At 67.9% G+C, this 12,254-nt stretch carries 4 pseudogenes; all 4 read left to right on the forward strand.

Annotated features, from left to right (window positions below):
- Positions 1 to 112: 112 nt before the first annotated feature.
- Positions 113 to 3,181 (forward strand): annotated as a pseudogene (locus NLN62_RS51595) (amino acid adenylation domain-containing protein); the annotation flags it as partial.
- A gap of 186 nt (positions 3,182 to 3,367) precedes the next feature.
- Positions 3,368 to 6,436: pseudogene (locus NLN62_RS51600) on the forward strand (amino acid adenylation domain-containing protein); the annotation flags it as partial.
- A gap of 186 nt (positions 6,437 to 6,622) precedes the next feature.
- A pseudogene (locus tag NLN62_RS51605) lies at positions 6,623 to 9,691 on the forward strand (amino acid adenylation domain-containing protein); the annotation flags it as partial.
- A 186-nt stretch (positions 9,692 to 9,877) separates the two neighbouring features.
- Positions 9,878 to 12,213: pseudogene (locus tag NLN62_RS51610) on the forward strand (AMP-binding protein); the annotation flags it as partial.
- Positions 12,214 to 12,254: the final 41 nt, after the last annotated feature.

A 12,254-nucleotide genomic window follows, 5' to 3' on the forward strand; every position in this document is an offset into this window, starting at 1 on the left:
TGAGGCGTATGCGCGGCGGAGCTACGAGCCGCCGCAAGGCGAGATCGAGACCGCGCTGGCAACGCTCTGGGCGGAGCTTCTGGGGCTAGAGCGGGTCGGTCGGCACGACCACTTCTTCGAACTGGGCGGCCACTCGCTGCTGGCGGTGCAACTGATGGCGCGGCTGCGGCGGCTGTCGCTTGGGGTCGAGGTGCGCACCCTGTTCGCCAAGCCGGTGCTGGCGGATCTGGCGGCGAGCCTTGGCAGCCATCAGGAGGTGGCGGTCCCGGCCAACCTGATCAGCGAGCAGAGTACGGCGATCACGCCAGAGATGCTGCCGCTGATCGAGCTTACGCAGGGCGAGATCGACCGGATCGTCGCCACGGTGCCGGGTGGGGCCGGCAACATCCAGGACATTTATGGCTTGTCGCCGCTGCAGGACGGCATCCTGTTCCATCATCTGTTGGCCGGCCAGGGCGATCCGTACCTGCTGGTCAGTCAGATGGCGTTCGCCGACCGTGGGCTATTGGAGCGCTATCTTGGTGCGGTTCAGCGGGTGGTGGACCGGCACGATATCCTGAGGACGTCGTTTGTCTGGGAAGGCCTGTCGCGCCCGGCCCAGGTGGTGTGGCGCAATGCGCCACTGGGGGTGAGCGAGGTCGCGCTGGCTGGCTGTGATGGTCCCGGCCCCGATGAGCTCCGGCTGAGGTTTGATCCGCGCCGGCAGCGTATCGAGCTTGGCCGGGCGCCGCTGTTGCGGTTTGTGATCGCGCGCGAGGCGGGCGGCGCGCGCTGGCTGCTGCTGCAGCTGCAGCACCATTTGATCGGGGATCACACGACGCTGGAGGTGATGCATGCCGAGGTCCGGGCCGTGCTGGAGGGACGAGAGCATGAGCTGAGCGCACCACAGCCGTTCCGCAACCTGGTGGCGGCGGCACGGCTGGGCGTTGATGCAAAGGCGCACGAAGAGTTCTTCCGGACGATGCTGGCCGACATCGACGAGCCGAGCACGCCGTTTGGCTTGCGCGAGGTCCACGGCGACGGCAGCGGGGCCCGTGAGGCGCAGCGGATGCTGCCGCAGGCGCTCAACGCGCGGCTGCGGGTGCAGGCACGGCGGCTTGGGGTGAGCCTGGCGAGCCTGTGCCATCTGGCCTGGGGCCAGGTGGTGGCGCGCAGCAGCGGCCGCGAGCAGGTGGTGTTCGGCACGGTGCTGTTCGGCCGCATGCATGGCGGCGCCGGTGGCGACCGCACCATGGGGCTGTTCATCAACACCCTGCCGCTGCGGCTTGACCTGGACGGAAGCGGGGTCGAGGCGAGCGTGCGGACCACGCACGCCCGGCTTTCCGAGCTGCTGGCGCATGAACATGCCTCGCTGGCCTTGGCGCAACGCTGCAGCGGCGTTGCGGCGCCGGCGCCGCTGTTCAGTTCGCTGTTGAACTACCGCCACAACATGCCGGCGGCAATCTCCGGCGCCGGAGCGGACGATGGGCTATCCGGCGTGGAATGGCTGGGCGGGGAGGAGCGCACCAACTATCCGCTGACCTTGTCGGTGGAGGACTTTGGCGAGGCGCTCGGGGTGACGGCGCAGGTGGCGGAAGGCGTCTCAGCGGATCGGGTCTGCGGCTACATGCAGCGGACGCTCGAGCAGCTGGCGGAGGCGCTGGAGCGGGCGCCGAACACGCCGGTGCGCGAGCTGGACATCCTGCCGGCCGCTGAGCGGGCGTATCTGCTGGAGGAGCTGAACCGGACGGCGGCGGCGTATCCGTCGGAGGCGTGCATCCACGAGCTGTTCGAGGCGCAGGTAGCCAGGGCGCCGGAGGCGGTGGCGGTGGTCTGTGCGGAGGAGCGCGTGAGCTATGGCGAGCTCAATGCGCGGGCCAACCGTCTGGCGCATCATCTGACCGGGCTCGGGGTGAGGCCGGATCAGCCGGTGGCGATCTGCCTTGCGCGCAGCGTGGCGATGGTGGTGGGGCTTTTGGCGATCCTGAAGGCGGGCGGGGCGTATCTGCCGCTGGACCCGGCCTATCCGTCGGCGCGGCTGCGCCAGGTGCTCGACGACGCGGCGCCGCCGCTGGTGCTGGCCGATGCGGCCGGCCGTGCCGCGCTGGGCTGCGAGGCGCTGCTCGATAGGACGGTGGTGGACCTCGACACGGCAACGCCGGCCTGGGCGAACCTGCCGGCCTCCGATCCGGACCCGCGCGCGCTCGGCCTGAGCTCACGCCACCTCGCCTATGTGATCTACACCTCGGGATCATCAGGCACCCCCAAGGGCGTCATGGTCGAGCATGCGAGCACCGTGAACCTGCTGCAGTGGAGCAGTGCCGTGTTTGCGGAATCAGAGATCAGCCGCATGCTGTTCTCCACCTCGATCAGTTTTGACCTGTCGGTCTATGAGTGCTTCGTTCCGCTGTCGCAAGGCGGCACCCTGTATGTTGTCGACAATGCGCTGGCGCTGGCGCAAACGTCATTGGATGTCACGCTGATCAACACAGTGCCTTCGGCGCTCGCCGCTCTGCTCGACAAGAACGCAGTGCCGGCTTCGGCAAGCATCATCAATCTGGCGGGTGAGCGGCTGAAGGCAGGTCTGATCGAGAAGATCTTCGAGAGCAGTCGGATCGAGAAGCTTTGTAATCTGTACGCACCTTCCGAGACAACGACGTACTCGACCTGGATTTGCATGCCGAGGGGAGAGGCTGTCGTTGAGACGATTGGCCGTCCAATCGCGAACACGCAGGTGTATCTTCTGGACGGTCATGGCGCGCCTGTTCCGTTCGGGGCGGTGGGAGAGCTTTACATCGGCGGGGCCGGCGTTGCGCGCGGCTATCTGAACCGGCCGGAGCTGACGGCGGCGCGGTTCATCGCCAGCCCCTTTGTGGCAGGCGACCGGCTGTACAAGACCGGGGATCTGGCGCGCTATCTGCCGGACGGCAATCTGGAGTTCTTGGGCCGCAACGACGAGCAGGTGAAGATCCGCGGCTTCCGGATCGAGCCGGGTGAGATCGCGGCGCGGCTTTGCGAGCATGCCTTGGTGCGCGAGGCGGTGGTGGTGGCGCGCGAGGACCGCAGCGGCGATAAACACCTTGTCGGCTATGTGGTGTGTGCGCCTGAAGCAGCTTCGAACGGGCCGGATGGCGGCGCGCTGGCCGGCGCGTTGCGCGCGCATGTGAGTGCGCACCTGCCGGACTACATGGTGCCGAGTGGGTTTGTGCGGGTTGCGGCACTGCCCTTGACGCCGAACGGCAAGCTGGACCGCCAGGCGCTGCCGGCACCGGAGGATGAGGCGTATGCGCGGCGGAGCTACGAGCCGCCGCAAGGCGAGATCGAGACCGCGCTGGCAACGCTCTGGGCGGAGCTTCTGGGGCTAGAGCGGGTCGGTCGGCACGACCACTTCTTCGAACTGGGCGGCCACTCGCTGCTGGCGGTGCAACTGATGGAGCGGCTGCGGCGGCTGTCGCTTGGGGTCGAGGTGCGCACCCTGTTCGCCAAGCCGGTGCTGGCGGATCTGGCGGCGAGCCTTGGCAGCCATCAGGAGGTGGCGGTCCCGGCCAACCTGATCAGCGAGCAGAGTACGGCGATCACGCCAGAGATGCTGCCGCTGATCGAGCTTACGCAGGGCGAGATCGACCGGATCGTCGCCACGGTGCCGGGTGGGGCCGGCAACATCCAGGACATTTATGGCTTGTCGCCGCTGCAGGACGGCATCCTGTTCCATCATCTGTTGGCCGGCCAGGGCGATCCGTACCTGCTGGTCAGTCAGATGGCGTTCGCCGACCGTGGGCTATTGGAGCGCTATCTTGGTGCGGTTCAGCGGGTGGTGGACCGGCACGATATCCTGAGGACGTCGTTTGTCTGGGAAGGCCTGTCGCGCCCGGCCCAGGTGGTGTGGCGCAATGCGCCACTGGGGGTGAGCGAGGTCGCGCTGGCTGGCTGTGATGGTCCCGGCCCCGATGAGCTCCGGCTGAGGTTTGATCCGCGCCGGCAGCGTATCGAGCTTGGCCGGGCGCCGCTGTTGCGGTTTGTGATCGCGCGCGAGGCGGGCGGCGCGCGCTGGCTGCTGCTGCAGCTGCAGCACCATTTGATCGGGGATCACACGACGCTGGAGGTGATGCATGCCGAGGTCCGGGCCGTGCTGGAGGGACGAGAGCATGAGCTGAGCGCACCACAGCCGTTCCGCAACCTGGTGGCGGCGGCACGGCTGGGCGTTGATGCAAAGGCGCACGAAGAGTTCTTCCGGACGATGCTGGCCGACATCGACGAGCCGAGCACGCCGTTTGGCTTGCGCGAGGTCCACGGCGACGGCAGCGGGGCCCGTGAGGCGCAGCGGATGCTGCCGCAGGCGCTCAACGCGCGGCTGCGGGTGCAGGCACGGCGGCTTGGGGTGAGCCTGGCGAGCCTGTGCCATCTGGCCTGGGGCCAGGTGGTGGCGCGCAGCAGCGGCCGCGAGCAGGTGGTGTTCGGCACGGTGCTGTTCGGCCGCATGCATGGCGGCGCCGGTGGCGACCGCACCATGGGGCTGTTCATCAACACCCTGCCGCTGCGGCTTGACCTGGACGGAAGCGGGGTCGAGGCGAGCGTGCGGACCACGCACGCCCGGCTTTCCGAGCTGCTGGCGCATGAACATGCCTCGCTGGCCTTGGCGCAACGCTGCAGCGGCGTTGCGGCGCCGGCGCCGCTGTTCAGTTCGCTGTTGAACTACCGCCACAACATGCCGGCGGCAATCTCCGGCGCCGGCGCGGACGATGGGCTATCCGGCGTGGAATGGCTGGGCGGGGAGGAGCGCACCAACTATCCGCTGACCTTGTCGGTGGAGGACTTTGGCGAGGCGCTCGGGGTGACGGCGCAGGTGGCGGAAGGCGTCTCAGCGGATCGGGTCTGCGGCTACATGCAGCGGACGCTCGAGCAGCTGGCGGAGGCGCTGGAGCGGGCGCCGAACACGCCGGTGCGCGAGCTGGACATCCTGCCGGCCGCTGAGCGGGCGTATCTGCTGGAGGAGCTGAACCGGACGGCGGCGGCGTATCCGTCGGAGGCGTGCATCCACGAGCTGTTCGAGGCGCAGGTAGCCAGGGCGCCGGAGGCGGTGGCGGTGGTCTGTGCGGAGGAGCGCGTGAGCTATGGCGAGCTCAATGCGCGGGCCAACCGTCTGGCGCATCATCTGACCGGGCTCGGGGTGAGGCCGGATCAGCCGGTGGCGATCTGCCTTGCGCGCAGCGTGGCGATGGTGGTGGGGCTTTTGGCGATCCTGAAGGCGGGCGGGGCGTATCTGCCGCTGGATCCGGCCTATCCGAGCGCGCGGCTCAAGCAGGTTCTTGAGGATGCGGCGCCGCGGCTCTTGCTGGCTGATGCGGCCGGCCGTGCCGCGCTGGGCTGCGAGGCGCTGCTCGATAGGACGGTGGTGGATCTCGACACGGCAACGCCGGCCTGGGCGAACCTGCCGGCCTCCGATCCGGACCCGCGCGCGCTCGGCCTGAGCTCACGCCACCTCGCCTATGTGATCTACACCTCGGGATCATCAGGCACCCCCAAGGGCGTCATGGTCGAGCATGCGAGCACCGTGAACCTGCTGCAGTGGAGCAGTGCCGTGTTTGCGGAATCAGAGATCAGCCGCATGCTGTTCTCCACCTCGATCAGTTTTGACCTGTCGGTCTATGAGTGCTTCGTTCCGCTGTCGCAAGGCGGCACCCTGTATGTTGTCGACAATGCGCTGGCGCTGGCGCAAACGTCATTGGATGTCACGCTGATCAACACAGTGCCTTCGGCGCTCGCCGCTCTGCTCGACAAGAACGCAGTGCCGGCTTCGGCAAGCATCATCAATCTGGCGGGTGAGCGGCTGAAGGCAGGTCTGATCGAGAAGATCTTCGAGAGCAGTCGGATCGAGAAGCTTTGTAATCTGTACGCACCTTCCGAGACAACGACGTACTCGACCTGGATTTGCATGCCGAGGGGAGAGGCTGTCGTTGAGACGATTGGCCGTCCAATCGCGAACACGCAGGTGTATCTTCTGGACGGTCATGGCGCGCCTGTTCCGTTCGGGGCGGTGGGTGAGCTTTACATTGGCGGGGCCGGCGTTGCGCGCGGCTATCTGAACCGGCCGGAGCTGACGGCGGCGCGGTTCATCGCCAGCCCCTTTGTGGCAGGCGACCGGCTGTACAAGACCGGGGATCTGGCGCGCTATCTGCCGGACGGCAATCTGGAGTTCTTGGGCCGCAACGACGAGCAGGTGAAGATCCGCGGCTTCCGGATCGAGCCGGGTGAGATCGCGGCGCGGCTTTGCGAGCATGCCTTGGTGCGCGAGGCGGTGGTGGTGGCGCGCGAGGACCGCAGCGGCGATAAACACCTTGTCGGCTATGTGGTGTGTGCGCCTGAAGCAGCTTCGAACGGGCCGGATGGCGGCGCGCTGGCCGGCGCGTTGCGCGCGCATGTGAGTGCGCACCTGCCGGACTACATGGTGCCGAGTGGGTTTGTGCGGGTTGCGGCACTGCCCTTGACGCCGAACGGCAAGCTGGACCGCCAGGCGCTGCCGGCACCGGAGGATGAGGCGTATGCGCGGCGGAGCTACGAGCCGCCGCAAGGCGAGATCGAGACCGCGCTGGCAACGCTCTGGGCGGAGCTTCTGGGGCTAGAGCGGGTCGGGCGGCACGACCACTTCTTCGAACTGGGCGGCCACTCGCTGCTGGCGGTGCAACTGATGGCGCGGCTGCGGCGGCTGTCGCTTGGGGTCGAGGTGCGCACCCTGTTCGCCAAGCCGGTGCTGGCGGATCTGGCGGCGAGCCTTGGCAGCCATCAGGAGGTGGCGGTCCCGGCCAACCTGATCAGCGAGCAGAGTACGGCGATCACGCCAGAGATGCTGCCGCTGATCGAGCTTACGCAGGGCGAGATCGACCGGATCGTCGCCACGGTGCCGGGTGGGGCCGGCAACATCCAGGACATTTATGGCTTGTCGCCGCTGCAGGACGGCATCCTGTTCCATCATCTGTTGGCCGGCCAGGGCGATCCGTACCTGCTGGTCAGTCAGATGGCGTTCGCCGACCGTGGGCTATTGGAGCGCTATCTTGGTGCGGTTCAGCGGGTGGTGGACCGGCACGATATCCTGAGGACGTCGTTTGTCTGGGAAGGCCTGTCGCGCCCGGCCCAGGTGGTGTGGCGCAATGCGCCACTGGGGGTGAGCGAGGTCGCGCTGGCTGGCTGTGATGGTCCCGGCCCCGATGAGCTCCGGCTGAGGTTTGATCCGCGCCGGCAGCGTATCGAGCTTGGCCGGGCGCCGCTGTTGCGGTTTGTGATCGCGCGCGAGGCGGGCGGCGCGCGCTGGCTGCTGCTGCAGCTGCAGCACCATTTGATCGGGGATCACACGACGCTGGAGGTGATGCATGCCGAGGTCCGGGCCGTGCTGGAGGGACGAGAGCATGAGCTGAGCGCACCACAGCCGTTCCGCAACCTGGTGGCGGCGGCACGGCTGGGCGTTGATGCAAAGGCGCACGAAGAGTTCTTCCGGACGATGCTGGCCGACATCGACGAGCCGAGCACGCCGTTTGGCTTGCGCGAGGTCCACGGCGACGGCAGCGGGGCCCGTGAGGCGCAGCGGATGCTGCCGCAGGCGCTCAACGCGCGGCTGCGGGTGCAGGCACGGCGGCTTGGGGTGAGCCTGGCGAGCCTGTGCCATCTGGCCTGGGGCCAGGTGGTGGCGCGCAGCAGCGGCCGCGAGCAGGTGGTGTTCGGCACGGTGCTGTTCGGCCGCATGCATGGCGGCGCCGGTGGCGACCGCACCATGGGGCTGTTCATCAACACCCTGCCGCTGCGGCTTGACCTGGACGGAAGCGGGGTCGAGGCGAGCGTGCGGACCACGCACGCCCGGCTTTCCGAGCTGCTGGCGCATGAACATGCCTCGCTGGCCTTGGCGCAACGCTGCAGCGGCGTTGCGGCGCCGGCGCCGCTGTTCAGTTCGCTGTTGAACTACCGCCACAACATGCCGGCGGCAATCTCCGGCGCCGGCGCCGACGATGGGCTATCCGGCGTGGAATGGCTGGGCGGGGAGGAGCGCACCAACTATCCGCTGACCTTGTCGGTGGAGGACTTTGGCGAGGCGCTCGGGGTGACGGCGCAGGTGGCGGAAGGCGTCTCAGCGGATCGGGTCTGCGGCTACATGCAGCGGACGCTCGAGCAGCTGGCGGAGGCGCTGGAGCGGGCGCCGAACACGCCGGTGCGCGAGCTGGACATCCTGCCGGCCGCTGAGCGGGCGTATCTGCTGGAGGAGCTGAACCGGACGGCGGCGGCGTATCCGTCGGAGGCGTGCATCCACGAGCTGTTCGAGGCGCAGGTAGCCAGGGCGCCGGAGGCGGTGGCGGTGGTCTGTGCGGAGGAGCGCGTGAGCTATGGCGAGCTCAATGCGCGGGCCAACCGTCTGGCGCATCATCTGACCGGGCTCGGGGTGAGGCCGGATCAGCCGGTGGCGATCTGCCTTGCGCGCAGCGTGGCGATGGTGGTGGGGCTTTTGGCGATCCTGAAGGCGGGCGGGGCGTATCTGCCGCTGGATCCGGCCTATCCGAGCGCGCGGCTCAAGCAGGTTCTTGAGGATGCGGCGCCGCGGCTCTTGCTGGCTGATGCGGCCGGCCGTGCCGCGCTGGGCTGCGAGGCGCTGCTCGATAGGACGGTGGTGGATCTCGACACGGCAACGCCGGCCTGGGCGAACCTGCCGGCCTCCGATCCGGACCCGCGCGCGCTCGGCCTGAGCTCACGCCACCTCGCCTATGTGATCTACACCTCGGGATCATCAGGCACCCCCAAGGGCGTCATGGTCGAGCATGCGAGCACCGTGAACCTGCTGCAGTGGAGCAGTGCCGTGTTTGCGGAATCAGAGATCAGCCGCATGCTGTTCTCCACCTCGATCAGTTTTGACCTGTCGGTCTATGAGTGCTTCGTTCCGCTGTCGCAAGGCGGCACCCTGTATGTTGTCGACAATGCGCTGGCGCTGGCGCAAACGTCATTGGATGTCACGCTGATCAACACAGTGCCTTCGGCGCTCGCCGCTCTGCTCGACAAGAACGCAGTGCCGGCTTCGGCAAGCATCATCAATCTGGCGGGTGAGCGGCTGAAGGCAGGTCTGATCGAGAAGATCTTCGAGAGCAGTCGGATCGAGAAGCTTTGTAATCTGTACGCACCTTCCGAGACAACGACGTACTCGACCTGGATTTGCATGCCGAGGGGAGAGGCTGTCGTTGAGACGATTGGCCGTCCAATCGCGAACACGCAGGTGTATCTTCTGGACGGTCATGGCGCGCCTGTTCCGTTCGGGGCGGTGGGAGAGCTTTACATCGGCGGGGCCGGCGTTGCGCGCGGCTATCTGAACCGGCCGGAGCTGACGGCGGCGCGGTTCATCGCCAGCCCCTTTGTGGCAGGCGACCGGCTGTACAAGACCGGGGATCTGGCGCGCTATCTGCCGGACGGCAATCTGGAGTTCTTGGGCCGCAACGACGAGCAGGTGAAGATCCGCGGCTTCCGGATCGAGCCGGGTGAGATCGCGGCGCGGCTTTGCGAGCATGCCTTGGTGCGCGAGGCGGTGGTGGTGGCGCGCGAGGACCGCAGCGGCGATAAACACCTTGTCGGCTATGTGGTGTGTGCGCCTGAAGCAGCTTCGAACGGGCCGGATGGCGGCGCGCTGGCCGGCGCGTTGCGCGCGCATGTGAGTGCGCACCTGCCGGACTACATGGTGCCGAGTGGGTTTGTGCGGGTTGCGGCACTGCCCTTGACGCCGAACGGCAAGCTGGACCGCCAGGCGCTGCCGGCACCGGAGGATGAGGCGTATGCGCGGCGGAGCTACGAGCCGCCGCAAGGCGAGATCGAGACCGCGCTGGCAACGCTCTGGGCGGAGCTTCTGGGGCTAGAGCGGGTCGGGCGGCACGACCACTTCTTCGAACTGGGCGGCCACTCGCTGCTGGCGGTGCAACTGATGGCGCGGCTGCGGCGGCTGTCGCTTGGGGTCGAGGTGCGCACCCTGTTCGCCAAGCCGGTGCTGGCGGATCTGGCGGCGAGCCTTGGCAGCCATCAGGAGGTGGCGGTCCCGGCCAACCTGATCAGCGAGCAGAGTACGGCGATCACGCCAGAGATGCTGCCGCTGATCGAGCTTACGCAGGGCGAGATCGACCGGATCGTCGCCACGGTGCCGGGTGGGGCCGGCAACATCCAGGACATTTATGGCTTGTCGCCGCTGCAGGACGGCATCCTGTTCCATCATCTGTTGGCCGGCCAGGGCGATCCGTACCTGCTGGTCAGTCAGATGGCGTTCGCCGACCGTGGGCTATTGGAGCGCTATCTTGGTGCGGTTCAGCGGGTGGTGGACCGGCACGATATCCTGAGGACGTCGTTTGTCTGGGAAGGCCTGTCGCGCCCGGCCCAGGTGGTGTGGCGCAATGCGCCACTGGGGGTGAGCGAGGTCGCGCTGGCTGGCTGTGATGGTCCCGGCCCCGATGAGCTCCGGCTGAGGTTTGATCCGCGCCGGCAGCGTATCGAGCTTGGCCGGGCGCCGCTGTTGCGGTTTGTGATCGCGCGCGAGGCGGGCGGCGCGCGCTGGCTGCTGCTGCAGCTGCAGCACCATTTGATCGGGGATCACACGACGCTGGAGGTGATGCATGCCGAGGTCCGGGCCGTGCTGGAGGGACGAGAGCATGAGCTGAGCGCACCACAGCCGTTCCGCAACCTGGTGGCGGCGGCACGGCTGGGCGTTGATGCAAAGGCGCACGAAGAGTTCTTCCGGACGATGCTGGCCGACATCGACGAGCCGAGCACGCCGTTTGGCTTGCGCGAGGTCCACGGCGACGGCAGCGGGGCCCGTGAGGCGCAGCGGATGCTGCCGCAGGCGCTCAACGCGCGGCTGCGGGTGCAGGCACGGCGGCTTGGGGTGAGCCTGGCGAGCCTGTGCCATCTGGCCTGGGGCCAGGTGGTGGCGCGCAGCAGCGGCCGCGAGCAGGTGGTGTTCGGCACGGTGCTGTTCGGCCGCATGCATGGCGGCGCCGGTGGCGACCGCACCATGGGGCTGTTCATCAACACCCTGCCGCTGCGGCTTGACCTGGACGGAAGCGGGGTCGAGGCGAGCGTGCGGACCACGCACGCCCGGCTTTCCGAGCTGCTGGCGCATGAACATGCCTCGCTGGCCTTGGCGCAACGCTGCAGCGGCGTTGCGGCGCCGGCGCCGCTGTTCAGTTCGCTGTTGAACTACCGCCACAACATGCCGGCGGCAATGTCCGGCGCCGGCGCCGACGATGGGCTATCCGGCGTGGAATGGCTGGGCGGGGAGGAGCGCACCAACTATCCGCTGACCTTGTCGGTGGAGGACTTTGGCGAGGCGCTCGGGCTGACGGCGCAGGTGGCGGAAGGCGTCTCAGCGGATCGGGTCTGCGGCTACATGCAGCGGACGCTCGAGCAGCTGGCGGAGGCGCTGGAGCGGGCGCCGAACACGCCGGTGCGCGAGCTGGACATCCTGCCGGCCGCTGAGCGGGCGTATCTGCTGGAGGAGCTGAACCGGACGGCGGCGGCGTATCCGTCGGAGGCGTGCATCCACGAGCTGTTCGAGGCGCAGGTAGCCAGGGCGCCGGAGGCGGTGGCGGTGGTCTGTGCGGAGGAGCGCGTGAGCTATGGCGAGCTCAATGCGCGGGCCAACCGTCTGGCGCATCATCTGACCGGGCTCGGGGTGAGGCCGGATCAGTCGGTGGCGATCTGCCTTGCGCGCAGTCCGGCGATGGTGGTGGGGCTTTTGGCGATCCTGAAGGCGGGGGCGCGTATCTGCCGCTGGATCCGGCCTATCCGTCGGCGCGGCTGCGCCAGGTGCTCGACGATGCGGCGCCGCGGCTCTTGCTGGCCGATGCGGCCGGCCGTGCCGCGCTGGGCTGCGAGGCGCTGCTCGATAGGACGGTGGTGGATCTCGACACGGCAACGCCGGCCTGGGCGAACCTGCCGGCCTCCGATCCGGACCCGCGCGCGCTCGGCCTGAGCTCACGCCACCTCGCCTATGTGATCTACACCTCGGGATCATCAGGCACCCCCAAGGGCGTCATGGTCGAGCATCGGGGCTTGGCCAATCTCGGGTTGGCTCAGATCGGACTTTTTGGCGTTTGTTCAAATAGCCGAGTAGTGCAGTTCGCCTCGTTCGGTTTTGATGCAAGCGCCTGGGAGCTCGTTATGGCATTCGGCGCAGGAGCCGCATTGCATTTGCCTGCGGATGAGCTCCGTCAAGCGAGTAACAAGCTGTCGGATTACCTGCGAAACGAAGCCATCACCCATGCGACGTT

Source organism: Bradyrhizobium sp. CCGUVB23 (assembly GCF_024199885.1).
Classification (GTDB): Bacteria; Pseudomonadota; Alphaproteobacteria; order Rhizobiales; family Xanthobacteraceae; genus Bradyrhizobium.